Annotated in this window: 23 protein-coding genes; 19 read left to right on the top strand and 4 right to left on the bottom strand. The window is 32.3% G+C overall.

Features of this window, described 5'->3' with window-relative positions; translation table 11 throughout:
- Positions 1-15 precede the first annotated feature (15 nt).
- The 6 genes from clpP to TCEL_RS08985 all read left to right on the top strand — a co-directional run bounded on the left by clpP (position 16) and on the right by TCEL_RS08985 (position 7,517).
- Complete coding sequence (clpP, locus tag TCEL_RS09010; RefSeq protein WP_018663359.1) at positions 16-603, top strand: ATP-dependent Clp endopeptidase proteolytic subunit ClpP; 588 nt, start codon at positions 16-18, stop codon at positions 601-603.
- A gap of 14 nt (positions 604-617) precedes the next feature.
- The gene (gene clpX / locus TCEL_RS09005; RefSeq protein WP_018663357.1) at positions 618-1,913 is read left to right on the top strand and encodes an ATP-dependent Clp protease ATP-binding subunit ClpX; all 1,296 of its coding nucleotides are present in this window, start codon (positions 618-620) and stop codon (positions 1,911-1,913) included.
- 88 nt (positions 1,914-2,001) lie between these two features.
- Positions 2,002-3,681, top strand: a complete 1,680-nt coding sequence (gene lonB / locus TCEL_RS09000) for an ATP-dependent protease LonB (RefSeq protein ID WP_018663355.1) — start codon at positions 2,002-2,004, stop codon at positions 3,679-3,681.
- Positions 3,682-3,810: 129 nt separating this feature from the next.
- Positions 3,811-6,120 carry an endopeptidase La gene (gene lon, locus TCEL_RS08995; protein WP_018663353.1) on the top strand — a complete coding sequence of 770 codons (2,310 nt, stop codon included), beginning with the start codon at positions 3,811-3,813 and terminating at the stop codon, positions 6,118-6,120.
- Positions 6,121-6,123: 3 nt separating this feature from the next.
- Entirely contained in the window at positions 6,124-6,717 is a 594-nt protein-coding gene (gene yihA / locus TCEL_RS08990; protein ID WP_018663351.1) for a ribosome biogenesis GTP-binding protein YihA/YsxC, read from the top strand.
- A 74-nt stretch (positions 6,718-6,791) separates the two neighbouring features.
- The gene (locus TCEL_RS08985; protein ID WP_018663349.1) at positions 6,792-7,517 is read left to right on the top strand and encodes a CPBP family intramembrane glutamic endopeptidase; all 726 of its coding nucleotides are present in this window, start codon (positions 6,792-6,794) and stop codon (positions 7,515-7,517) included.
- 90 nt (positions 7,518-7,607) lie between these two features.
- Here the strand turns inward: TCEL_RS08985 and TCEL_RS12870 are convergent, their stop codons facing one another.
- From TCEL_RS12870 to TCEL_RS08970, 3 genes are all read right to left on the bottom strand, one after another.
- Positions 7,608-7,907, bottom strand: coding sequence for a hypothetical protein (locus TCEL_RS12870; protein ID WP_051150553.1), 300 nt, complete (start codon positions 7,905-7,907; stop codon positions 7,608-7,610).
- Between the two features lie 310 nt (positions 7,908-8,217).
- The gene (locus TCEL_RS13520) at positions 8,218-8,481 is read right to left on the bottom strand and encodes a hypothetical protein (RefSeq protein ID WP_018663347.1); all 264 of its coding nucleotides are present in this window, start codon (positions 8,479-8,481) and stop codon (positions 8,218-8,220) included.
- Between the two features lie 92 nt (positions 8,482-8,573).
- Entirely contained in the window at positions 8,574-9,419 is an 846-nt protein-coding gene (locus TCEL_RS08970) for a polysaccharide deacetylase family protein (RefSeq protein WP_018663346.1), read from the bottom strand.
- A 151-nt stretch (positions 9,420-9,570) separates the two neighbouring features.
- On the opposite strand from TCEL_RS08970, the gene TCEL_RS08965 reads away from it, so the two are divergent.
- From TCEL_RS08965 to TCEL_RS13225, 3 genes are all read left to right on the top strand, one after another.
- Complete coding sequence (locus TCEL_RS08965) at positions 9,571-10,137, top strand: TetR/AcrR family transcriptional regulator (protein WP_018663344.1); 567 nt, start codon at positions 9,571-9,573, stop codon at positions 10,135-10,137.
- A gap of 144 nt (positions 10,138-10,281) precedes the next feature.
- Positions 10,282-12,786, top strand: coding sequence for a YhgE/Pip domain-containing protein (locus TCEL_RS08960; protein WP_018663342.1), 2,505 nt, complete (start codon positions 10,282-10,284; stop codon positions 12,784-12,786).
- Between the two features lie 107 nt (positions 12,787-12,893).
- Positions 12,894-14,369, top strand: a complete 1,476-nt coding sequence (locus TCEL_RS13225; RefSeq protein ID WP_242823460.1) for a sensor histidine kinase — start codon at positions 12,894-12,896, stop codon at positions 14,367-14,369.
- A 26-nt stretch (positions 14,370-14,395) separates the two neighbouring features.
- Here the strand turns inward: TCEL_RS13225 and TCEL_RS08950 are convergent, their stop codons facing one another.
- Positions 14,396-15,643: a dicarboxylate/amino acid:cation symporter gene (locus TCEL_RS08950; protein WP_018663338.1), complete on the bottom strand. Its 1,248-nt coding sequence runs from the start codon at positions 15,641-15,643 to the stop codon at positions 14,396-14,398.
- Positions 15,644-15,968: 325 nt separating this feature from the next.
- Here TCEL_RS08950 and TCEL_RS08945 point away from each other — a divergent pair, with 325 nt between their 5' ends.
- The 10 genes from TCEL_RS08945 to TCEL_RS08900 all read left to right on the top strand — a co-directional run bounded on the left by TCEL_RS08945 (position 15,969) and on the right by TCEL_RS08900 (position 24,997).
- Positions 15,969-16,502, top strand: coding sequence for a hypothetical protein (locus TCEL_RS08945; RefSeq protein ID WP_018663337.1), 534 nt, complete (start codon positions 15,969-15,971; stop codon positions 16,500-16,502).
- Between the two features lie 214 nt (positions 16,503-16,716).
- Positions 16,717-17,676, top strand: a complete 960-nt coding sequence (locus TCEL_RS08940; RefSeq protein WP_018663334.1) for a GntR family transcriptional regulator — start codon at positions 16,717-16,719, stop codon at positions 17,674-17,676.
- A 21-nt stretch (positions 17,677-17,697) separates the two neighbouring features.
- Positions 17,698-18,117, top strand: coding sequence for a methylaspartate mutase subunit S (gene glmS, locus TCEL_RS08935; RefSeq protein WP_018663332.1), 420 nt, complete (start codon positions 17,698-17,700; stop codon positions 18,115-18,117).
- Positions 18,118-18,132: 15 nt separating this feature from the next.
- The gene (gene glmL / locus TCEL_RS08930; protein WP_018663330.1) at positions 18,133-19,521 is read left to right on the top strand and encodes a methylaspartate mutase accessory protein GlmL; all 1,389 of its coding nucleotides are present in this window, start codon (positions 18,133-18,135) and stop codon (positions 19,519-19,521) included.
- A gap of 12 nt (positions 19,522-19,533) precedes the next feature.
- On the top strand, positions 19,534-20,991 hold the full coding sequence (locus tag TCEL_RS08925) for a methylaspartate mutase subunit E (RefSeq protein WP_018663328.1): 1,458 nt from the start codon (positions 19,534-19,536) through the stop codon (positions 20,989-20,991).
- 16 nt (positions 20,992-21,007) lie between these two features.
- On the top strand, positions 21,008-22,285 hold the full coding sequence (locus tag TCEL_RS08920) for a methylaspartate ammonia-lyase (protein ID WP_018663326.1): 1,278 nt from the start codon (positions 21,008-21,010) through the stop codon (positions 22,283-22,285).
- A 143-nt stretch (positions 22,286-22,428) separates the two neighbouring features.
- Positions 22,429-23,271, top strand: coding sequence for a fumarate hydratase (locus tag TCEL_RS08915; RefSeq protein WP_018663324.1), 843 nt, complete (start codon positions 22,429-22,431; stop codon positions 23,269-23,271).
- 10 nt (positions 23,272-23,281) lie between these two features.
- Complete coding sequence (locus TCEL_RS08910; RefSeq protein WP_018663322.1) at positions 23,282-23,839, top strand: Fe-S-containing hydro-lyase; 558 nt, start codon at positions 23,282-23,284, stop codon at positions 23,837-23,839.
- Positions 23,840-23,847: 8 nt separating this feature from the next.
- Positions 23,848-24,108 carry a citrate lyase acyl carrier protein gene (gene citD, locus TCEL_RS08905; RefSeq protein ID WP_018663320.1) on the top strand — a complete coding sequence of 87 codons (261 nt, stop codon included), beginning with the start codon at positions 23,848-23,850 and terminating at the stop codon, positions 24,106-24,108.
- A 13-nt stretch (positions 24,109-24,121) separates the two neighbouring features.
- Positions 24,122-24,997: an HpcH/HpaI aldolase/citrate lyase family protein gene (locus TCEL_RS08900; RefSeq protein WP_018663318.1), complete on the top strand. Its 876-nt coding sequence runs from the start codon at positions 24,122-24,124 to the stop codon at positions 24,995-24,997.

The following is a 24,997-nucleotide window of genomic DNA, read 5'->3' as shown; positions in this document are numbered from 1 at the left end:
AAGGAGGTTATGTTTATGAGTTTGGTACCAATAGTAGTTGAACAAACTAGTAGGGGTGAAAGATCTTACGACATCTATTCAAGACTATTAAAAGAAAGAATTATATTTTTATCAGATGAAATAAATGATCAAACAGCAAGTTTAGTTGTAGCACAGCTTCTTTTCCTAGAAGCAGAAGATCCAGATAAGGATATTTATTTATACATAAACAGCCCTGGTGGTCAAATAACATCAGGAATGGCAATTTATGATACAATGCAGTACATAAAGCCTGATGTTTCAACTATTTGTGTTGGTATGGCAGCATCAATGGGAGCATTTTTACTTGCAGCAGGAGCTAAGGGTAAGAGATTTGCATTGCCAAATAGTGAAATTATGATACACCAACCATTAGGTGGTGCTCGTGGTCAGGCAACAGACATTAAAATTCATGCAGAACATATTTTAAGAATAAAGAAGAGATTAAATGAAATATTAAGTGAAAGAACAGGTCAACCGATAGATAAAATAGAAAGAGATACAGAAAGAGACTATTTCATGACAGCTGAGGAAGCTAAGGCATATGGCATTATAGATGATGTTATAACAAAGAAGAGTAAGTAATGCGAGGTGTAAAAATGCCAAAATTAGATGACAAAAAACAACTTAAATGTTCCTTCTGTGGAAAAACTCAGGAACAAGTAAAAAGGCTAATAGCAGGCCCAGGGGTATATATATGTGATGAATGTATAGAGCTTTGTTCAGAAATTATAGAGGAAGAATTATTTGAAGAACAAGAAGTTGAATATACAGATCTTCCTAAGCCAAAGGAGATTAAGGAATATCTTGATCAATATGTAATAGGTCAGGAGGAGGCCAAGAAGGCACTCTCTGTTGCTGTATACAACCATTACAAGAGAATAAATATGCCAAAACTTAAGAATAAGGATGTTGAACTTCAAAAGAGTAACATTCTTCTTTTAGGTCCAACAGGATCTGGAAAAACTCTTCTTGCCCAAACACTTGCAAAGCTTTTAAATGTTCCATTTGCAATAGCAGATGCTACTACTTTAACAGAGGCAGGATATGTTGGAGAAGATGTTGAGAATATCCTTCTAAAACTTATTCAAAATGCTGATTATGATATTGAAAGGGCAGAAAGAGGAATTATATATATAGATGAAATTGATAAGATAGCAAGAAAGTCAGATAATCCTTCTATTACAAGAGACGTTTCAGGTGAAGGTGTTCAACAGGCATTACTTAAGATATTAGAAGGTACAGTAGCAAATGTTCCACCTCAAGGAGGAAGAAAGCATCCTCATCAAGAATTTTTACAAATAGATACTACAAACATACTTTTCATTTGTGGTGGAGCATTTGAAGGAATTGAAAAAATAATTGAAAAGAGAATGCATACAAATGCAATGGGATTTGGTGCTGAGATTAAGAGTAAGCAAGAAAAGAATGTTGGAGAGCTTCTAAAGAATATTCTTCCAGAGGACCTTTTAAAATTTGGTATGATACCAGAGTTTGTAGGAAGAGTTCCTATTGTTGTTACTCTTGATCAGCTAGATAAAGAAGCACTAATTAGGATTTTAACTGAGCCAAAGAACGCACTTGTTAAGCAGTACCAAAAGCTTCTTGAACTAGATGGTGTAGAGTTAGAGTTTGAAAAGGAAGCGCTATATAAAATAGCAGATGAGGCTATAAAGAGAAAAACAGGTGCAAGAGGATTAAGAGCAATAATAGAAGAGATAATGATGGACATAATGTTTGAGATACCATCTAGAGATGATATTGCTAAATGTATAGTTACTCTTGATACTGTAGAGAAAAAGCAACCACCTACATTAATAGTTGGAGAAAATCTAAAAAAGGTAAAGAAGACAGCTGCTAAAAAAAATAAACTAAAAAATGAAATTGTTTCCTAAGAAAGTGGCTAAATTTAGCCACTTTTCTTTTTTTTGAATAAAAAGATTCTATAAACACATACTATATGTAAACAAAGGAGGGGATAATATGGCATATGCTTCTCAGCTGCTGGTAATAGTAAACTTAATTTTTACTGCTATAATAGGACTTTATTTTTATAATGCTCTAAAAAATCAACAGAGCAGTAAAGTATATATTGAAAAGGAGAGTAAGAAGGAGTTAGAAAAGCTATACAAAATGAGAACTACTAGTCTAACAGAACCACTTTCAGAAAAAACTAGACCAACAACATTTGAAGATATTGTAGGTCAAGAGAGAGGAATAAAGGCCCTAAAGGCAGCACTTTGTGGTCCAAATCCTCAGCATGTTATAATTTATGGACCACCTGGAGTTGGTAAGACAGCAGCAGCAAGGCTTGTGCTTGAAGAAGCAAAAAAGAACCCTCTTTCTCCATTTAAATCAGATGCAAAGTTTGTAGAAGTAGATGCAACAACAGTAAGATTTGATGATAGAGGGATAGCAGATCCTCTTATTGGTTCTGTCCATGATCCAATATACCAAGGTGCAGGACCTCTTGGAGTTGCAGGAATACCACAGCCAAAACCTGGTGCAGTAACTAAAGCCCATGGAGGTATATTGTTTTTAGATGAAATAGGTGAACTACACCCAGTTCAGATGAATAAACTTCTAAAGGTCTTAGAAGATAGAAAGGTATTCCTAGATAGCGTATATTATTCATCAGAGGATCCCAATATACCTGTACATATAAGAGATATATTTGAAAATGGTTTACCAGCTGATTTTAGATTAGTTGGTGCAACCACTAAAAATCCAGAGGATATACCACCTGCAATTCGTTCAAGATGCGTTGAAATATTTTTTAGGGCTCTTACCCAAGATGAAATAGAAAAAATTTCATTAAATGCAGCAAAAAAAGGTGGTTTTGAAATTCAAAGAGATGCAGCAAAACTGGTAAGTAAATATGCAACAAATGGTAGAGAAGCAGTTAATATAATACAAATAGCAGGAGGAATAGCTATAAATGAAAAAAGAAAAGAGATAACTGTAGAAGATGTTGAGTGGGTAATAGAGAGTGGAAATTATTCCCCAAGGCCAGATAAAAAGATAGAACCAGAGGCTCAAATTGGACTTGCAAATGGGCTTGCTGTATATGGTCCAAATATGGGAACTTTATTAGAAGTAGAGGCAGTTGCAATAAAGCAGGATGGATTTACAGGAAAGCTTGTGGTTAATGGAATTATTGATGAAGAGGAAACAGGAAGCTATGGTAAGAAATATAAAAGAAAGAGTACATCAAAAGGTTCAGTTGAAAATGTGTTGACTGTTTTAAGAAAATGTTTTAATATTGATACGCGTCAATATGACATACATGTAAATTTCCCAGGTGGAATGCCAGTTGATGGGCCTTCTGCTGGTGTAACTATAACAACTGCAATATACAGTGCAATAACAAAACTTCCTATAAATAATGAAGTTGCAATGACAGGTGAGGTATCTATTAGAGGTTTTGTAAAGCCAGTAGGTGGAATACTAGCAAAGATTGAGGCTGCAAAAAGAGCAGGTGTTAAAAAGGTTTTAATACCAAAGGATAATTACCAAGACAGTTTTAAAGATTATGATATAGAGATTGTTCCTGTTGAATTTATAACAGAGGTTATAGAACATGCTATATTGTTCGAAAACAAAAAGATTATAATAGATAAAGATACACCAGACTATGGAATATTAACTGCAAGCAATTTATAAATGAATTTTAAAGGTATGCAAACTGCTCGCATACCTTTAATTTTGTATAAAGTAAAAGATAAGTTGAAAAAATTGTATATTATAGGTTATAATATATTAATTGAAACGTCCTAGAAAGGAGTTGAAACTATGACAGAAGTAAAGTTACCTCTTATACCTTTAAGAGGACTGACAATATTTCCTCATATGGTTTTACATTTTGATGTTGGAAGACAGAAGTCCATTGCAGCACTTGAAGAGGCAATGGTTAATGATCAAACAATACTACTTGTTACACAAAAGGACTTAAAGGTAGAGGACCCAACTTTTGATGATATATATAAAATCGGAACAGTTTCAAAGATTAAGCAGATACTAAAACTTCCAGGAGACAGCATTAGGGTTTTAGTAGAGGGTTTAAATAGAGCAGAGGTACTTGAATTTACAAAGACAGAGCCTTATTTTGAGGCTAAGGCTTTAGTGTTTGAAGAAAAGAAGGTAAATGTAAATGTAGAAATAGAGGCAATAATGAGACAGGTTATAGATGAGTTTGAGGAGTACATATCTTTAAATCCAACAATTCCAGAAGATGTATTAGCAACAGTTATAGATATAGATGATCCAAGTAAATTGTCAGATGTAATAACATCTTATTTAATTATTAAGCAGGAAAATAGACAAGAATTACTTGAGGCAATTGAACCAAAGGAAAGGCTTACAAAACTTCTTGAGATTTTAGCTAGAGAAATAGAAATTTTAAAGATAGAAAGAAAAATTAGTGCTAAGGTTAAGAAAAAGATTGATAGAATGCAAAAAGAGTATTATTTAAGAGAACAGCTTAAGGTGATACAAGAGGAACTTGGAGATAGAGATGGAATACAGGCTGAAATAGAGGAATATAAAAAGAAAATAGAAAAGGCTAAAATGCCAAAGGAAGCAAAGGAAAAGGCGTTATATGAACTTTCAAGAATGGAGAGATTAGGGGCTCAGTCTCCAGAAACAGGAGTTATAAGAACTTATTTGGACTGGGTTGTAAATCTTCCATGGAGTAAGGAAACAAAGGATGAAGATGATATTAAGAAGGTTAGAGAAGTACTTGAAAAGGAACATTTTGGTTTAGAAGATGTAAAAGAGAGAATACTTGAATATCTTGCTGTGACTAAATTAAATAAAAGTATGAAGGGTCCAATTCTTTGCTTAGTTGGTCCTCCAGGAGTTGGTAAGACATCTATTGCAAAATCAATTGCAAATTCATTGGGAAGAAAATTTGTTAGAATGTCTCTTGGAGGAGTAAGAGATGAAGCTGAAATAAGAGGGCATAGAAGAACATATATTGGTGCAATGCCAGGTAGAATAATAAATGGAATGAAGCAGGCAGGCTCTAAAAACCCTGTATTCCTACTTGATGAAATAGATAAAATGAGTTCAGATTTTAAGGGTGATCCTGCAGATGCACTACTAGAGGTTTTAGATGCAGAACAAAATCATAGCTTCAGAGATCACTATTTAGAACTTCCATTTGATTTGTCTAAGGTACTTTTTATAACAACAGCAAATACTCTAGATACAATTCCAAGACCTCTTCTTGATAGAATGGAAGTTATTGAATTGTCAGGTTATACTGATGAAGAGAAGCTCCATATATGCAAAGATTATCTAATTCCAAGACAAATGAAGGAAAATGGAATAAAAGAGGGAATATTAAGTATTAGTGATAAGGCAATAAAGGATGTAATAAATCTATATACAAGAGAATCAGGAGTAAGAAACCTTGAGAGAAAAATCGGAACTATATGTAGAAAGGCTGCTATTGAGCTACTTGAAAAGGGTGATAAAAGGATTAAAATCACTCAACAAAATTTAAGTAAATATCTTGGTATTCCAAGGTATAAGTACGAAGAAATGAATAAAAAGGATCAAATTGGTGTAGTAATGGGCTTAGCATGGACTGCTTATGGTGGAGATACTCTACCTGTTGAAGTGATACCTATGGCTGGAAGCGGAAAGCTTGAATTAACAGGTAAATTAGGAGATGTAATGAAGGAATCAGCAAGAGCAGGCTATAGCTTTGTAAGGGCACATGCAAAAGAATTCAACATAGATGAAGAATTCTATAAAAATACAGATATACACATACATGTGCCAGAGGGAGCAGTTCCAAAGGATGGACCATCAGCAGGTGTTACTATGATTACTGCAATGGTTTCAGCATTATCTAAAATACCAGTTAGAAGTGATGTAGCTATGACGGGAGAAATAACACTTACTGGAAGGGTTCTTCCAATAGGTGGAGTTAAAGAAAAAACACTAGCTGCATATAGAGCAGGTATAAGAACAGTTATATTACCTATGGATAATAAAAAGGACATTGAAAAGATACCTGAAAACATAAAAAGAAAAATAGAATTTAAATTTGTAGAGAGAGTTGAGGAAGTGCTAGATATTGCACTAAGGAGGTAGCCTATGATTATAAGAAAGGCAGAAATAGAATGTGTTGCAGCATTAAAATCGCAATACCCAACAACAGGTTATCCTGAAGTGGCCTTTGCAGGAAGATCAAATGTAGGAAAGTCTTCATTAATAAATACTCTTGTAAATAGAAAATCATTAGCTAGAACAAGTAGTAAACCAGGTAAGACAAGAACTATTAATTTTTACAATATTAATGATAACCTTTATCTTGTGGATTTACCTGGTTATGGATATGCAAAGGTATCAAAGGAAGAAAAAAAGAAATGGGGTAGCATGATAGAGGGGTACCTCAATTCTAGAGATGAATTAAAATTAGTCATATTGCTTGTTGATATAAGGCATGAACCTACACAGGATGATAAATTGATGTTAGAATGGATGAGACAAACAGGAAAGAAGGTAGTTGTAGTAGCTACTAAGTCTGACAAATTAAGCAACAATCAAATAGCAAAGCAGGTACCTGTAATAAAGAAAGCATTAAAGCTTACACAGGATGAAACATTTATATTATTTTCTTCTGAAACAAGAAGGGGCAAAGAAGAACTTTGGGAAGTTATAAAATCTACCTGTGGTATTGTTGAATAAAGTTATAATAAGCTGCCCTTTTTAATATAATATTAAGGGCAGCTTTAGTTAATTTTAATATATGGGGGATTAATATGAATAATATAAAATTAGTTGATTTGTTAAAGGATTTAATAATACTAACTTTTTTAGCCATACCTCCCTTTATTGCATTTAGAAGGAGGATATTAAAAAGAGCTAATAAATTAGTGTCATTTATAATATTTATTATTTATATGGCATTAACAATATTTACTCAAAATTTAGCTCCATTTATTTTAGTTATGTTGATTTTACACTGGCATAATAAAAGGCAGAGTGATTATAGAGATAATTTAACTAAACCAATAGGCAGTAAAAAGTTTGAAATAGTTCTGTATAGCATAACGTTTAAATTTATAATATTATTAGTTACAGCTCTATTTGTTATTCTTTTAATGAAATTTGGAATAAATCCTGAGTCACAAGATGTTGTTAAAATGTTTTATGAAGGCAGTTGGGGAAGGGTTATTTGGTTATCACTTATAACGGTTTTGTTTGCTCCATTTTTAGAAGAATATGTGTTTAGACATATATTTTATAGAGGGTTTAGCAAAAAAATTGGTAAAACACTTTCAGCAGTATTGACAAGTGTATTATTTATGATATTGCATTTTAATATTGCCAGTTCTATTGGAACCTTCTCATTGGGAATTATGAACTGTATTTTATATGAAAAGTATGGATATCGTGCTGCTGTTTTAAATCATTTTATATTTAATTTAACCTCTACTATTGTTATAATTGCTCTTAAAATTGTAAATCCAGTTTTAATGCAATAAAAAATAGATAACCCCATGGATGGATTTAAATGTAAAAATCCATTCATGGGGTTTTTAATAAATAAAATTTATGAGTATTTATAAGCAAGTTTAAAATGTTATGTTTGAAAGGCTTTCTATAATCCTATCGATGATCATACATCTGTGTTCTGGTAAGAAGGGTTTTAATGCAGATAAAACTGCTATAACATTATTTTGAGGGTAATTTAAATTGGTTAAATTATTATTCTGTTTTGGAATGTTTAAATTGGATAGTAAGGAATTTAATTGGTTCATGTCTATATTCTGCATTATGTTTTGAATTTGAGACATATCGACATTATTTAAATCGAGTTGATTTAAATCTTCGTTTTGATGTTTATGTTTGTGATGCTTTTTATGATGACCCATCTAATCACTTCCTTTAATTTCTATGTATGGGGATGGTTAGCCATCCCCACATGCTTCTAATATTAGCAGCATATCATCATTTCTTGCCACAGCCGCAGCAAATTAGATAGTAGAGTACAATAACGAATAGTACGCTGTTGTCAATTGTAGTATTAGCTCCCATGAAGTCTACTGGACCGTCATGATGTTGGCAGCCGCCACCTCTTCTACCGAATTGTAGTAAGATGAGAAGTAGGATGATCAAGCTGCACATATTGTTAAGACCACAACATTTCTTTGACATGGCAAACCCCCCTTTACCTATAGAATATTAACAAGTTGTTGTGGTGTTGGTGCATGGGGATTTGGAAAGCAGGAATATCAATGCTAAGATTAGCAGTGCAAATAGAGCGTCTCCACCAAAGAAGTCGTTACAGCATCTGCGATGTTTTCTTCTTCTGCATCTTCTACATGAGCATTCATATCCCTGATTTCCATACCCTAATATTATTAAAAGTATAATAAACCATGCCCAAGTATTAGTAGTTGTTGGTTGACCTGTTGGACATACTGATAATAAATTTGATATATCCATGTATTCACCTTCTTTCTTGTCGAATTAATGTATTTCTAATAATAATCTATGTATAAAAATGAATTTTTGTTACAAAAAAAGTAGGTTAAAACCTACTTAAAAGGAAAAATATATTCTGGTGTTGATTGATTTATTGTTTCAAACTTATAGCCTTTGCTTTTATAAAATTCAATAATTTTAGGAAGAACATGAAGTGTCTTTTTATCTGTTTCTCTGCAGTGCATAAGCAGTATAATATTTGATCGAGAGCTATTTTCTGTTGCGCTTTTTAAAATGGTATCTTCATCAGATTGTGAGCTAATACCGTCTTGACTTGAAATATTCCAATCATAAATCTTAAAGTTGTATTTTTTTAATTCACAATAAAAATCTTTATTTAATCTTTTGTAGCTACCACCGGGAAACCTTATTATATCTACTTTCTCTTGTGTTATGTTATATATAAGTGTTTGAGTAGCTATCATTTCATCAATGAAGTTTTGGTAATTAGCATAGATGTGTTTATAATTATGGGTGTATGAATGTAGACCTATAGCATGTCCATGTTCTTTAAGTTTAACTATAACTTCAGGATATACTTTAACATTGTTTCCAACTACAAAAAATGTTGCTTTTATGTCATATTGATTTAAAACTTTAAGTACATCTAATGTTAATTTACTTGGTCCATCATCAAAGGTAAGGTATATTATCTTTTCTCTATTTTTTTTAGGTTTTAAGTTAGTGTTTTGGGAATTTGTTTGTTTGCTTGATTTTAACTTGTCATAAATATATTTTATGTAAACATCATCTTCTATGTAATCATTTATCTTGTTTTCAGAATTAATTTTGTAGTCAGTTTTACATAAGGATATGACTTCGGAATTGGTTCTAGATAAATAAACTTCTTTTGTATACAATGAAATATAAAAAATTAGGTAAAAAATGAAAAGCAGCATAAATATTATCCCCCTATATTTATCTAGTAAAGTATATTTAATGCCATTTAAATAAATAACAATAAGAAAAATAAAAAATTTTATACTATATTGTTTAATTTAAAAAAATATGCAATAATAAATTTTGGAATACTTAGGGAGAGGTGAGCATATGAATAAGACAAAAAAAATAATATTTGAAGCAGCAATAAAGGCCTTTTCACAAAAGGGATATCATAAATCTACTATGGATGAAATAGCAGAAACTGCAGGTGTAGCAAAGGGTACATTGTATTACCATTTTAAAAGTAAAGAGGATATATTTAGGTTTATAATAGATGAAGGATTAAAGATGGTTGAGGATGAGATAGTTGATAGGACTAAACATCTTGATAACCCTATAGAAAAATTGAGAATGGTTTGCAAAGTACAGTTAGATTTAGTTATCAAATACATAGAATTCTTTAAAACAATATTAAGTCAAATGTGGGGAGATGAGGAGAGACAAAGCCAGCTTAGAGAAATATTAAATAGATACTTTAGACTGATAGAGGGTTATTTAAAGGAAGCGGCAGATGCAGGGCTTATTGATGGAAATGATATAAAGGTAAAGGCATTTAATTTCTTTGGAGTAATGGCATCAACAGTTGTATATAGTTTAATACATAAGGATATGGACACAAATGATATGATTGAAGAGACAATTGAATTTATGATGAGGGGTATAGGGAAAAGATGAACGAATGTTCATCTTTTTTTTTATTGTACATATATTCATAAAATGTTCACATAAATTTAAACTAACCAGTACAAAAATATATTGACTAGTCAGTACAAAAGTTATATTATTATACTAACGAGTATAAATAGGGAGGTGAAATATGTGAGAGCTTTAAAGATTGCAAAAAATGACTTAAAAAGGCTTTTTACAAGTAGGTTCAATCGGGTTGCTTTATTGGTAGTATCTTTAATGCCACTACTTTATAGCTTCTTATACCTTTATGCCTTCTGGGATCCGTATAGTAAACTTGATAGGATGCCAGTTGCTGTAGTTAACCTAGATAAAGGAAGTATAAAGGATGGAGATAAGGTTAACTATGGAAATGAAATTGTAGAAGAACTAAAGGATAATAAAAAGATAAAATGGGAGTTTGTAGATTACAACAAAGCTATGGAAGGATTAAATAAGAAGGGATATTATTCTGCAGTAATAATTCCAGAGGATTTTTCAACTAAAATTACAGATGCAGCAGAAGGAAAAATAGATAAAGCAGAGCTTATTTATATCCCTAATGAAAAGAAAAACTTCCTAGCTGCTCAAGTATCTTCAAGAATAATGCTTGAATTAAAGGATGAAATTGCAAAATCAATTACAGAAGAAGCATCAAAGGTTGTAATCGACAGCCTTTATGATGTGAAGGATGGGCTTTTAGAGGCAAAGGATGGGAGTGTCAAGCTTAATGATGGAGCAGTTAAGCTAAGGGATGGTTCAGAGGAGCTATCTAATGGATTAAAAACAGCAAAGGATGGAGTAACAAAATTAAATGATGGTTCTAAACAATTAAAGGATGGATTAGGTGCTTTAAATAGTGGAGTACAAAAACTTGATAATGGTGCAGAAAAATTAAGCAGTGGATTAAAAACAGCAAGTGATGGCTCAAAAAATTTAAAGGAAGGACTTAACAGATTAAAAAATGGCCAAGTAAGTTTAGTTGAGGGACTTGAGAAGGTAGCTCAAGGTATGTCAGTATTTGCACCAAATATATTAAACGCAAAATCAGGACTTCAGATGTTATATGAAGGTTCAATAAAGCTTGAAGAGGGATTAAGTCAAATAGTTAATAAGGTTTCACTTTTTAAATCTCAAATAGAGGCTTCACAGGGGGATGTAGAAAAGCTTATAAACGGTGCAAATCAGGTAGCAGATGGTGCAAAGAAGTTAGACGAGGAAGTTAGATCCCTTGATATGGCAGCAAAACTAAATAGTGCAGCTCAAGGTATTGATGACGTATCAAATGCAATTGACTTGGCTAAGACACTTTTAGACTTAGGTGATGTTGAAGGGGCAAAAAGGGTATTAACACAAATACAACAGATGAATCTAAAGGATAATTTATCAAAACCACTTAGACAATCTGCTACTAAAGTAGATGGATTAATACAAGCTACATCAATCCTTTCAGAAGGTACAAAGCAGGTTGCAGAAGGAACCCAAAAGTTTGCAGCTTCAACTAAAGGTTCAATTGATGGTCTTACAGCTCTATTAGGCGGTTTAAATGAAGCTAAAACAGGAGCTACATCATTAAAAGATGGACTTGGTCAGGTTGTACAAATTTCCTCAAATGAAGGTGCGACTAAGCTTTCAAATGGTGTTGCTGAATTAAAAATTGGAGCAGAAAAGATTAGAGATGGATTAGATCTTGCAGAAAGCAAAACAGGAGAATTAAGTATAGGATTAGATAAGCTTTATTTAGGTTCATGTGAGCTTAAAAATGGTACAGCTTCATTAAAAGATGGAGCAGAAAAGCTTTATGATGGTTCAACAAAGTTAAATGAAGGATTAACAACCTTAAAAAATGGAGCAGAAAAATTATATGATGGATCAGTTAGACTAAATGATGGATTAATAAGACTTGCTGATGGAACAGCTGAGCTAAAAGATGGATTAACTGAAGGATATAAAGAAATAAATAACAAATTGAAGTTCTCTTCACAAGATATGTCAAAGTTTATGTCAGAACCTGTTAGATTAAATGAACAACCAATAAACCATGTTCCTGACTATGGTACAGGTTTTGCACCTTATTTTATCCCATTATCATTATGGGTTGGAGCTTTAATAATGTTCTTTATAGTATCTAATGAAGTTGAGGATGAATTTAAAGGACATCCTGCATCAATTGTACTAGGAAAATTTATTACATTTGCTTTTCTAGGTACACTACAAGCTTTAGCATCAAGTTTTATTTTAATACATGTATTAAAACTACAGGTGAAGAGTTTACCTTTATTCTATGGATTTAATATTTTACTATCCTTTGTGTTTATAGCTGTAATTGAAGCTTTAATACTAATATTTAAGGATGCAGGTAGATTTTTATCACTAGTATTACTAATGTTACAACTTACTTCTTGTGCAGGAACATTCCCACTTGAGCTTGTTCCAAACTTCTTTGTAAAGATAAACCCATATCTTCCAATGACCTATGCTACATCAGCCCTCAGAGAAATAATCTCTGGAATAGATTATGATATATTAACAAATGATGTTATTGTACTAACAATATTTATGATTTCATCTTTAATGGTAGCTTCTATTTTACAACTATTAGCAAATAAAATATTAAAAAATGTTGTGAACTCAAATCAAAACCCTCAAGCAGCATAAGAGGAGTTTCCTCTTATGCTTTTATTTTTAAATTTTTGAAAATAAAAAAGAGGAATTTTTAATTTTATGTATAATTATGTAAATGTGGGGGGATTTGTGTGGAGATAATGGCATCATTAAAAAATAAGGTAAAATTAAGGGGAAATTTCGTAAAATATTTAGTCGACATTTTATTTGTTATAATTTTATTAAACTTAAGCTTAAATTTTAAATTAGAAGTATTCACTAGTATGTTAAACATGTTTTATCTCATATCAATTTACTTATTTGACACATATATAACATTGATGAATTCTTTAATATTTAATGGTTTTATTATAAAAAATATTATCAATATGAATGTAGGAGTTAATTCAATATTAATTGATATAGTTTTTCCTTTTATGCTCGTTCTAATTTTTCATTTATATAAGACAAAACCTTTAAAGGAGTTTGATGATTCAAAGAAGATATTTAGGCTAGCCTTAGATAAATTCAATATGCCCATTACTTTGGTTGATAGTTTTGGTAAAGTGGTTATGTATAACAAAACCTTTGAAGAGCTACTTTTATATGAGAAAAACACAAACAATATTTTAGATGTTGTGGAATATGAATATTTAAATGAAATAAAAAAGGTTTTTACAGTAGCTATTAATAAGAAAGTACCTTCATATACTAATGTAAAACTAAAGCAGGGGTTGGATTATTGCACAGTAATATTTCATCCTCTGGCATATTTTAATAGAAAATTGTATCTTTGTATCATATTTAACAGTATAAATGATGCTATTGCAAGTAATATGAGAAGGATAATAGATGAGTTATATAAAAATGAGCAAAACAGAACAGAATTTTATGCCAATTTAACCCATGAACTTAGAACTCCAATAAATGTAATTTTAGCAGCATTGCAAATGATTAATTTGAATTTAAATAGAGAAGACAATATACAAAAATATGTACAAATAATGAGACAGAACTGTTTGAGGCTTTTAAGATTAATAAATAATTTAATTGATACATCTAAAATAGATGCTGGATTTTTAACTTTAAATCTAGGTAATTATAATATAGTAAATATAGTTGAGAATATAGTTCAGTCAATAGTTGAATATGCAAATACACAAGGTATAGAGGTTATTTTTGATACAGATGTTGAAGAGCTAATAGTTGCTTGTGATCCAGATAAGATTGAGAGGGTGTTATTAAATCTTTTATCAAATGCTATTAAATTTACACCAGCTGGTGGGAATATTTTTGTAAACTTAACTGTTAAAAATGAATATGTAGAAGTTTGTGTTAAAGATACAGGTTGTGGAATACCAAAGGAGAAGTTAGATGTTATATTTGATAGATATAAACAGGTTGAAGATAGTACATGCAAAAATACTTTAGGAAGTGGAATAGGGTTGTCGCTTGTAAAGGGTTTAATTGAACTACATGGTGGATTAATAGATGTAAAGAGTGAAATAGGAAGTGGAAGTGAATTCAGTTTCTCATTACCTATAAAAACTATAGATACATTAGATGATAATGAAATTAAAGAACACAGACTAAACATAGAAAAAATACATGTTGAGTTTTCAGATATATATTCATAAAAAAAGCCGTGAATTTCACGGCTTTTTTACACGTTTAATGTATTGTATGTTGTAATATCAAGTTCCTTTTCAGAGTTTGCAACAATAGTTGTTCCAACGGCATCTCCAGTAACATTTACAACTGTTCTACACATATCAAGTATTCTATCTATTGGTATAATAAGTGCAATACCTTCAACAGGAACACCAATTTGTTGTAGAACCATCGTTAGCATTACAATGCCTGCACTAGGTACTCCAGCTGTACCAATTGAAGCAAGAGTAGCAGTTAAAACTACAATTAGTAGCTGTTTTACAGTTAAGTCTATGCCAAATATTTGAGCAATGAATATTGTTGCAACTCCCTGCATGATAGCTGTTCCGTCCATGTTAATTGTGGCACCTAATGGTATTGTAAAGCTGGCAATTGATTCAGGTATTCCAAGCTTTTCTTCACATGTTTTTAATGTTACAGGTAATGTTGCATTGCTACTTGATGTACTAAAGGCAACAACCATAACAGTCCAGAATTTTTTAAAGAAGGTAATTGGATTAACTCGTCCAATAACTGTAAGTGCAGTTCCATACACAAGAATTAATTGTAGAAGTAGTGCAAATAATACTGTAAATCCATATTTTAGTAGAGGAAGTATTACTTTAATTCCTTGAGACATTATAACATTAGATATTAATGCAAAAACACCATATGGTGCAAATAGCATAACAACACCAATTAATTTTAAACATACTTCATTTGCCTGTTCTATTAAGTTTAAAAGCCCCTTTGCCTTTTCACCAACAAGAGTAATTGATATACCAAATAAGATTGAAAATACAATTACTTGAAGCATTTCACCCTTTACAAGTGAATCAAATGGGTTTGTTGGCACCATGTTAACAAATATATCCATTATAAAAGGTGGTTGGGTTGCTTTAAATTCAGTAGGTTTAGGTAGGTTAAGTCCTATACCAGGATTAGTTATTTTGGCAAGTATAATAGCTATTGTTATAGCAAGGGCAGTAGTGGCTAGATAATATGTAATAATCTTTCCTCCAATTCTTCCAAGTTTTCTTATGTCTCCTAAACTTGCAGTTCCTACAATCAATGAAAACAAAACAAGTGGAACAACTATAAGCTTAATTCCTCTTAAAAATATGTTACCTATAGGTACAAGAACCCATTTAGATAATGTTGAATTTAAAGCTTCTGGGAATAGAGTATTTGCTACTATACCAAAAATAAGACCTAAAATAAGAGCAATAAGTATTTTGTTTGCCAATGATGTTTTCTTCATGTTGTTTCCTCCCCCCTAAAATTAATAATACAAACTAATTATAAACTAAAAATTAAGACAAATGCAATAACAAAATTGTAAATCATTCATTTTTTAATTTAAAAAAATAAAACAAACATAATTAAGACGTATTGTCGAAATTATAAGAAAAATAATTGTTTTTGAATTAGGGGTAAGGGGAAAGATGGAGAAAAATTTGCAATAAATACATGGTTTGCTTGCAAAATATATACATGATAAACTTTACGTTTATAGAAAGTATTACATTTGATGCATGACTTATTTAGTGTTATAATTGGTTTATTGTTTTTTAAGGGGGTGCACTATGAAAGCTAGGGTTATAAACAAGAATAGTTTATTTTATGGTAGGCAGTTTGAGGTGGACATAATTAATTATAAATATGTAGGTTCTAAAAAAGATAAGGTGTTAGCAAGATTTGAAGATGTTGAGTTTTTTAATTTAACTCTTAATGAGGAGCTTATTATTATGCACAGAGATATACTTAAGATTTCTCTACCTAAGGCACTAAATGGACTTTTTTATATTATGCTAATTGATACCATTATTCAGCATGTTGGTACTGAATTTTCAAGTATTGAAATAGTTAGGGATGAATATAAGGAACTAAAAAGAGTTTGGGAGAAGAATATTTTATTAGTTGTAGATTCAACACCTCTTAAAATTAATATAGTAGGTCAATACCATAGCACAACTAATATAGATATAAACATTACAACTATAAATACAAATGAATTTATAAAAGAGTGCATAGAGGAAGAAGATAAATTGAGGAGAGAAATAGAAGAAAGAAATAATAAAATATTATCAATTAAAAGAGCTGTATCTTTTGCTGTGTAAAGATACAGTTATTTTTTTGCCCAAAATTAAGCATAGGTGAAAAACAGATGAAAACAATAAAAAATATATATATTTATCTTTAATTTGTATTTTTCCTAAAATACATTAAAATTTGACAGAAAATTAAGTTAGTTAAAATAATTGTTACATGGTAAAATGAAATTGGACCTAATGGATTAATCCAATAATCCAACTAGCTTAAGAGGTGTGTTAGATGAATATAAAGATTGATAAAAAGAGTGGAGTTCCTTTGTATATACAAGTAAAAAACCAAATTATGGAGCAGATCAAAAATGGTACTTTAAAGGTTGGTACTAAAATGCCAACAGAGAGGGAATTGGCTGCTATGTTAAATACAAGTAGGAATACAGTAAGTGCAGCCTATAAACTGCTTGAGCAGGATGGAGTAATTGTTTCTTATCAAGGCAGGGGGACATTTGTTGCAGAAGAAGCAAAAACTTGGAAGAGGCATAGTATAAATGATAAACTTTTAAAGATAATAGATATAGCGCTTGAAGAGGCACTAGAAATGGGACTTTCTTATGATGAGTTTTCTGCACTTGTAATGGATAGAGTTAGGGAGAAGCAGGAAATATTAAAGAATATAAATGCAATTTTTATAGAATGCAATATTGAACAGGCAAAGTATTTTTCAAAGCAGCTTTCAAGAGAAACTGGACTTAATATAATGCCTCTTACATTAAAGGATTTAGAGGAAAAGAGTAAAGAGATAGAAGAGGCTTTAAGTGATGCACAGGTTATAATAGCAACATTTAATCATGTAAATGAAGTAAAGGAACTCACATCTGATTTTGATAAGGAGGTCTTAGGTGTTGCAATCACACCATGCCTTGAAACTATTGTAAAAATTGCAAAATATCCAAAGGGAACTAAGTTTGGACTTGTTTGTATATCAAATGAGTTTCAATTTAAAGTTCAAAGTGCATTAAAATCAGCTGGGCTTGAAGTTGATATAACTGCAACAACAAGTCGAGAAGTTAAGGATGTTAAAAATATTATTGATACATCAGATGTAATAATAGTATCTCCTGGTAGACGTAAAGAGGTAAAGGCAGTTGCAGGAGATAAAAAAGAAATTATTAGCTTTGATTATAATTTAGATCAAGGAAGTGTAAAGGCAATAATTTCAAAAATGGTAGAACTAAAAAATTAATAATAGTGAGGGAGGATCTTTATGCAAAATGGAAAGACTGTAGTAATAGGAGTAATTGGAGCTGACTGTCATGCAGTTGGAAACAAAATTATTGAACACGCACTAAAGGAAGAGGGATTTAATGTTGTAAACATTGGGGTATTAAGCCCTCAAGAAGATTTCATCAATGCAGCAATTGAAACAAATGCAGATGCAATTTTAGTTTCTTCTCTATATGGACATGGAGAAATTGACTGTAGAGGTTTTAGAGAAAAGTGCAATGAAGCAGGACTAAAGGACATAATATTATATGTTGGGGGAAACCTAGTTGTAGGAAAACAAGATTGGAAGGAAGTAGAAAAAAGATTTTTAGATATGGGATTTAATAGAGCTTATCCACCAGGAACTGATATAAAGCTATCAATTAAAGATTTAAAGAAGGACTTGGGGATAGAAGAATAATTTGAAGGTGATTTTATGGATGCTATTCTTTTAATTGATTTTGGTAGTACCTATACAAAGCTTACAGCAGTAGACATTGAAAATGAAGAAATACTGGCCACAGCAAAGGATTTAACTACAGTAAACACAGATATTATGATTGGTTTTAATAAGGCCTATGAAAAACTTTTAAAGAATATTGGTGATAAGGAAGTTAATTTTGTAAAAAAACTTGCTTGTTCAAGTGCTGCAGGTGGACTAAAAATGGTTGCAATTGGACTTGTTCCAGAACTTACAGCAGAAGCTGCCAAAAGAGCTGCACTTGGAGCAGGAGCAAGAATACTAGGAGTTTATAGTTATGAATTAAATAAACATGAAATAGAAGAAATAAAAAACAAAAGGCCAGACATAATTCTCCTTGCAGGAGGCACAGACGGAGGTAATAAGGATTGTATTATTCATAATGCCAAACTTTTAGCAGAATATATAAAGGATGTACCAATTGTTGTAGCTGGAAATAAAAATGCAAATGATGAGATAGAAGAGATTTTTAACAGTGCAGGTGTGTTTTATAAGATTACAGAGAATGTAATGCCTAAGCTAAACACAATCAATGTTGAACCTGCAAGAGAGGTTATAAGAAATATATTTATGCAAAAGATAGTTGAAGCAAAGGGAATGAAAAATGCAGAAAACTTTATAAATGGTATATTAATGCCTACACCTGCTGCAGTTTTAAAGGCTGCAAAGATATTAGCAGATGGAACTGATAAAGAAGAGGGAATTGGAGAGTTAGTTATTGTTGATATCGGTGGAGCCACAACAGATGTTCACTCAATTGCAAAGGGTGATCCTTCAAAGCCAGGTGTAACATTAAGAGGACTTCAGGAACCTTATGCAAAGAGAACTGTTGAAGGTGACCTTGGGATGAGAGTAAGTGCCATGTCTTTATTTGAGGCAGCAGGCACAAGGAGAATAAAAAAGTATATACCTAATACAAAGTATGATATTGAAGAAAGATGTAAGTTTTTACAACAAAATGTTAATATAATTCCACAAACTGAAGAAGAATATGAATTTGATGAAGCACTTGGAATGGTTGCAACAGAAATTGCAATGGAAAGGCATGTGGGTACAATAGAGAGTGTTTATACTCCAATGGGAATAATCTACTCACAGGTTGGTAAGGACCTCTTAAATGTAAAATATTTAATAGGTACTGGTGGGGTTTTGGTTCATAGCAGAAACCCAGAAAAGATATTAAAGGCTGGATTGTTTACAATGGAAACACCAAATTATTTAAAACCTACAAATCCAGTTATTATGATTGACAAGACATATATATTGTCTGCAATGGGACTTTTAGCAGAGGAATATCCTGATATGGCTGTTAGAATAATGAAAAAATATATAGTAAGGGCTTAAGGAGGAAAACTTATGGAACTAAGAAATAAAAAGCTTACACATGATGAGTTTTTTAAACAAAGAGAAGAAGTATTAAGACAATGGCCAACTGGTGCTGGTGTTAATTTAGAAGAGGCTGCAGAGTATTTAAAGAAGGTTCCAGAACATAAACAGTTTAGTAAAAAATTAAGATATGCAAAGGAAAATGGAATAACTTTAGCCCAACCAAGAGCGGGTGTTGCATTAGTTGAAGAACACATTAATCTATTAAGATATCTTCAAAATGAAGGAGAAGCAGATCTTCTTCCATCAACTATAGACAGCTATACAAGACAAAATAGATATAATGAATGTGAAGTTGGTATAGAGGAAAGTAAAAAAGCGGGTCGTTCAATGTTAAATGGATTCCCAGCAGTTAACTATGGTGTTGAGGGATGTAGAAGGGTTTATGAGGCTGTTGATTTACCACTTCAAGCTAGACATGGTACACCAGATGCAAGATTGCTTTCGGAAATAATACATGCTTCAGGTTGGACTTCAAATGAAGGTGGAGGAATATCCTATAACATTCCTTATGCAAAGAGTGTACCAGTTGAAAAATCAATTAGGGATTGGCAATACTGTGATAGGCTAGTTGGTATATATCAAGAAATGGGAATTGAATTAAACCGTGAGCCATTTGGACCACTAACTGGAACATTAGTACCACCTAGTATGTCAAATGCAGTTGCTATAATAGAAGGACTTCTTGCTGCAGAACAGGGAGTAAAGAACTTAACACTTGGATATGGACAATGCGGTAATCTAATACAAGACGTTGCAGCAATAAGAGCACTTGTTGAACAGGCAGAAGAATATTTTAAAATGTATGGATATGATGTTTATCTAACTACAGTATTCCATCAATGGATGGGTGGATTCCCACATGATGAGTCAAAGGCCTTTGGAGTAATCTCTTGGGGTTCAGCAACAGCAGCACTTGCGGGTGCAACAAAGGTTATTGTAAAGACTCCACATGAGGCTGTTGGTATACCAACTAAAGAGGCAAATGCTGCAGGAATTAAGGCTACAAAGCAAACTCTAAACTTATTAAGAGGTCAAAGACTTCCAGAATCAAAGGAATTAAAGGCAGAAATAGAACTAATTAAGGCAGAGACTAAGTGCATACTTGACAAGGTTTTTGAACTTGGAAATGGTGATTTAGCAGTAGGTACAGTTAAGGCCTTTGAAGCAGGAGTATTAGATATACCATTTGCTCCAAGTAAGTATAATGCAGGACAAATAATACCAGCAAGAGATAACAATGGTGCTGTAAGATATTTAGAATTTGGTAATATACCGTTTACAAAAGAAATAAAGGACTATAATAGACAACTTCTTGAAGAGAGAGCAAAGTATGAGGGAAGACCTGTAAGCTTCCAAATGGCAGTAGATGATATATTTGCAGTTGGAAAAGGTGTATTAGTAGGAAGACCAGAAAATATGAGATAATTGGGAGGAAATAAATATGAGAATTATAGATGTTATTTGTTCAGCAGGAAGAACAGGATTTTTCTTTGATGACCAAAGGGCAATTAAAAAAGGAGCAAAGCACGATGGATTTACATATGTTGGAGAGCCAGTAACTGAAGGATTTAAGAAGATAAGACAAGCAGGAGAATCAATTTCTGTTATGCTTGTACTTGAAGACGGACAAATAGCCTATGGAGATTGTGCAGCTGTTCAATATTCAGGTGCTGGCGGAAGAGATCCACTATTTTTAGCTGAAGATTTTATACCTGTTATTGAAAAATATATTGCACCAAAGCTAATTGGAAGAGAAGTAACAAGATTTAAAGAGCTAGCAGAAGAAATAGATTCTATGGAAATAGAAGGCAAAAGGCTTCATACAGCTATAAGATATGGTGTAACTCAAGCAATTCTTGATGCAGTTTCAAAGGTAAGAAGACTAACTATGGCAGAAGTAATTAAGGAAGAATACAATATAAAGGGTGAAATAAAGAGGGTTCCAATATTTACTCAATCAGGTGATGACAGATATATAAATGTTGATAAGATGATTATAAAGGGTGCAGATGTTCTACCACATGGGCTTATAAACAACGTTGATGAAAAGCTTGGAAGAAATGGTGAACTTCTAAAGGAATATGTTGCATGGCTTAGGGATAGAATAAAGCATCTTAGAACAGATGAAAATTATAATCCAGTTCTTCACATAGATGTTTATGGAACAATAGGAATTGCATTTAATAATGATACACAAAAAATGGCTGAATATTTAGGAGAACTTGAAAAGATAGCAGCTCCATTTAAGTTGAGAATAGAAGGTCCAATGGATGTAGAAAACAGAGAAGGACAACTTAAAGCTCTTAAGGAACTAAGACAGGAGTTAAAGAAGAGAAATATTGGAGTTGAAATTGTTGCAGATGAATGGTGCAACACTTGGGAAGATATAAAGCTGTTTGTTGATGAAGGTGCGGCAGATATGATTCAAATTAAGACACCAGACCTTGGAGGAATTAACAATATAGTAGAATCTATACTATACTGTAAAAAGCATGGTGTTGGAGCATACTGCGGTGGAACATGTAATGAAACAGACCGTTCAGCACAAATATGTACAAATATTGCAATAGCTTGTGGTGCTGACCAATGCCTTGCAAAGCCAGGTATGGGTGTAGATGAAGGATTTATGATAGTATACAATGAAATGAATAGAGTAATAACTCTAGCAAAGGCAAGAGAGAGAATAAATTCTAAAAGAGAAGCAGCTTTAACAAAGTAATATAAATGGGTAAATAAAAATGTTAATAGTTTTATAGATTTAAGGTGCCATGAACAAATAATAAAGTTAAGTAGTGTTCATGGCACCAAAACTTACAAATAATTAGTTTTTGATAACCCCACTAATTATTTAGGAGGATTAATATGAGAGAGATACATGTTTCAAAAATAACGGAGACAGTCAAGCAGCTTTGTATGGACGCAAATTATTATTTAGGTGAAGATATTAAAAATAAATTTTATGAATTTAAAGAGAAGGAAACGTCTAAACTTGGAAAAGAAATATTAGATATATTAATCAAAAACAGTGAAATTGCTGAAAATGAAAAAATGCCAATGTGTCAAGATACAGGTATGGCGGTTGTTTTTATGGAGATAGGTCAAGATGTACATATAGTTGGAGGAAATTTAGAGGATGCTATAAATGAAGGGGTAAGGCAGGGGTATATTGAAGGTTATCTAAGAAAGTCAGTTGTAAAAGATCCTCTAGACAGAGTAAATACAAAGGACAATACCCCTGCTATTATACACTACAGCATAGTTCCAGGAGATAAAATAAAGATTACGGTTGCTCCAAAGGGATTTGGAAGTGAAAATATGAGTAGATTAAAAATGTTAAAACCAGCAGATGGAGTTGAAGGTGTTAAAAAATTTGTTCTTGAGACAGTAAAAGAGGCTGGTCCAAATCCATGTCCTCCTATTGTTGTTGGAGTTGGAATAGGTGGAACATTTGAAAAGGCAGCTTTTCTTGCCAAAAAAGCCCTTTTAAGAAGTGTAGATGAAGAAAACAAAAATCCATATTATGCACAGCTTGAAAAGGAACTTCTTGAAGAAATAAATAAGCTTGGAATAGGTCCTCAAGGTTTTGGAGGATTGACAACTTGTCTTGGGGTGAATATAGAAGTTTATGCAACTCATATTGCAGGCCTTCCAGTTGCAGTAAATATTAACTGCCACGCTACAAGACATAAAGAGGCCGTAATTTAGGAGGGATAAAATGCAAAAGAGGATAACAACGCCATTAACTAATGAATGTATAGAAGATTTAAAGGCTGGAGATAGTGTTCTTTTAACAGGGTATATATATACAGCAAGGGATGCTGCACATAAAAGGCTTGTTGAGTTAATTGAAAAGGGTGAGGAGTTGCCCTTTGATATTAATGGCCAAATAATTTATTATGTTGGTCCTACACCGGCTAAGGAAGGAATGCCAATAGGTTCAGCAGGACCAACTACAAGCTATAGAATGGATCCATATACACCTACCCTTTTAGAAAAAGGATTAAAGGGAATGATAGGTAAGGGGAAAAGAAGTTTAGAGGTTGTAGAATCAATGAAGAAAAATAGAGCGGTTTATTTCGCAGCAATAGGAGGAGCGGCTGCATTAACTGCAAAATGCGTTAAGGAATCAGAATTAGTTGCATATGAAGACTTAGGAGCTGAGGCTATTAGAAAATTATATGTAGAAGATCTGCCACTTATAGTTGTTATTGATGCAGAAGGAAATAATTATTATGAGATAGGCCAACAGGAATATAAAAATTCTATTAAGTAGGTGATGTTATGAAGATCGTAAATCCAGCAAAGGCAGGAAGTTTAGAATCCAATGATATTTTTATAATGGTTTTTCCAAATGAGAAGGGAATAGAAATTGAGCTAGAAAGTATAGTTATAAAGCAGTTTGGTAAAAAGATTAGAAAAGTAATTGAGGACACATTAAAGGAACTTGAGGTTGAAAATGTAAAGGTAATTGCTAAGGATAGAGGTGCATTAGATTATACTATAAAAGCTCGAGTTGAAACTGCAATAAGAAGAGCAATGTAGTGAGGTGTTTAATATGAAGCTTAGAAGAACTATGCTTTTTATGCCTGGGAATAATCCAGGTATGATACAAAACGCTCCAATACTTGGAGCTGACAGTATTATTTTAGATTTAGAGGATGCTGTTTCTTTAGATGAAAAGGATGCAGCAAGGCTATTAGTTAAAAACGCTCTAGAGACATTAGATTTTACAGGTTGTGAGGTTGTAGTTAGAATTAATTCAATAAAGAGTGATTTCGGATATGATGATCTTAATGTTATAGCAAGGGTAAAGCCAGATGCCATATTGGTTCCAAAGGCTACAGAAGAGGACATAGAGGAAATAGATGAGATATTATCAACAATAGAAAGAGAAGAAAAGTTTAAACTAGGTTCAATTAAACTAATTCCACTGGTTGAAACAGCTCTAGGGCTTGAAAACATAAGGGAAACCATTTTAGCATCAAAGAGAAATATAGCAGTATTGCTTGGAGCTGAAGATTTAACAGCAGATATGGGAATAAAAAGAACAAGAGAAGGAAATGAGATTTTCTATGCAAGAAGTAAGGTAGCTTCAGTTTGTAGAGCGTTTAAAATAGATGCTATAGATACTCCCTTTGCAGATGTAAATGATATTGAAGGTTTGATAGAAGATACAAAAAGAGCAAAGGCAATAGGTATGACAGGAAAGGCTGCTATAAATCCTAGACAGATAGATTATATACACGACGTATTTTCACCTACAATGGAAGAGATAATGTATGCAAAGAGAGTACTTCATGCAAAAGAAGAGGCTTTAAGGGAAGGTAAGGGCGTATTTTCACTTGATGGAAAAATGGTAGATGCACCAGTTATTCAAAGAGCGGAAAATATAATTATGAAAGCTAAACTTGCAGGTATTATAAGGGAGTGA

Origin of the sequence: Thermobrachium celere DSM 8682 (assembly GCF_000430995.1) — a bacterium.
Lineage (GTDB): Bacteria > Bacillota > Clostridia > Clostridiales > Caloramatoraceae > Thermobrachium > Thermobrachium celere.
The sequence above is the reverse complement of the archived record's forward strand: the minus strand, read 5'-3'. Positions and strand labels throughout refer to the sequence as shown.

Coding starts and splice junctions, on each gene's coding strand:
- clpP (WP_018663359.1), top strand. CDS start 16: ATGAGTTTGGTACCAATAGTAGTTGAACAAACTAGTAGGGGTGAAAGA.
- clpX (WP_018663357.1), top strand. CDS start 618: ATGCCAAAATTAGATGACAAAAAACAACTTAAATGTTCCTTCTGTGGA.
- lonB (WP_018663355.1), top strand. CDS start 2,002: ATGGCATATGCTTCTCAGCTGCTGGTAATAGTAAACTTAATTTTTACT.
- lon (WP_018663353.1), top strand. CDS start 3,811: ATGACAGAAGTAAAGTTACCTCTTATACCTTTAAGAGGACTGACAATA.
- yihA (WP_018663351.1), top strand. CDS start 6,124: ATGATTATAAGAAAGGCAGAAATAGAATGTGTTGCAGCATTAAAATCG.
- TCEL_RS08985 (WP_018663349.1), top strand. CDS start 6,792: ATGAATAATATAAAATTAGTTGATTTGTTAAAGGATTTAATAATACTA.
- TCEL_RS12870 (WP_051150553.1), bottom strand. CDS start 7,907: ATGGGTCATCATAAAAAGCATCACAAACATAAACATCAAAACGAAGAT.
- TCEL_RS13520 (WP_018663347.1), bottom strand. CDS start 8,481: ATGGATATATCAAATTTATTATCAGTATGTCCAACAGGTCAACCAACA.
- TCEL_RS08970 (WP_018663346.1), bottom strand. CDS start 9,419: ATGCTGCTTTTCATTTTTTACCTAATTTTTTATATTTCATTGTATACA.
- TCEL_RS08965 (WP_018663344.1), top strand. CDS start 9,571: ATGAATAAGACAAAAAAAATAATATTTGAAGCAGCAATAAAGGCCTTT.
- TCEL_RS13225 (WP_242823460.1), top strand. CDS start 12,894: ATGGCATCATTAAAAAATAAGGTAAAATTAAGGGGAAATTTCGTAAAA.
- TCEL_RS08950 (WP_018663338.1), bottom strand. CDS start 15,643: ATGAAGAAAACATCATTGGCAAACAAAATACTTATTGCTCTTATTTTA.
- TCEL_RS08945 (WP_018663337.1), top strand. CDS start 15,969: ATGAAAGCTAGGGTTATAAACAAGAATAGTTTATTTTATGGTAGGCAG.
- TCEL_RS08940 (WP_018663334.1), top strand. CDS start 16,717: ATGAATATAAAGATTGATAAAAAGAGTGGAGTTCCTTTGTATATACAA.
- glmS (WP_018663332.1), top strand. CDS start 17,698: ATGCAAAATGGAAAGACTGTAGTAATAGGAGTAATTGGAGCTGACTGT.
- glmL (WP_018663330.1), top strand. CDS start 18,133: ATGGATGCTATTCTTTTAATTGATTTTGGTAGTACCTATACAAAGCTT.
- TCEL_RS08925 (WP_018663328.1), top strand. CDS start 19,534: ATGGAACTAAGAAATAAAAAGCTTACACATGATGAGTTTTTTAAACAA.
- TCEL_RS08920 (WP_018663326.1), top strand. CDS start 21,008: ATGAGAATTATAGATGTTATTTGTTCAGCAGGAAGAACAGGATTTTTC.
- TCEL_RS08915 (WP_018663324.1), top strand. CDS start 22,429: ATGAGAGAGATACATGTTTCAAAAATAACGGAGACAGTCAAGCAGCTT.
- TCEL_RS08910 (WP_018663322.1), top strand. CDS start 23,282: ATGCAAAAGAGGATAACAACGCCATTAACTAATGAATGTATAGAAGAT.
- citD (WP_018663320.1), top strand. CDS start 23,848: ATGAAGATCGTAAATCCAGCAAAGGCAGGAAGTTTAGAATCCAATGAT.
- TCEL_RS08900 (WP_018663318.1), top strand. CDS start 24,122: ATGAAGCTTAGAAGAACTATGCTTTTTATGCCTGGGAATAATCCAGGT.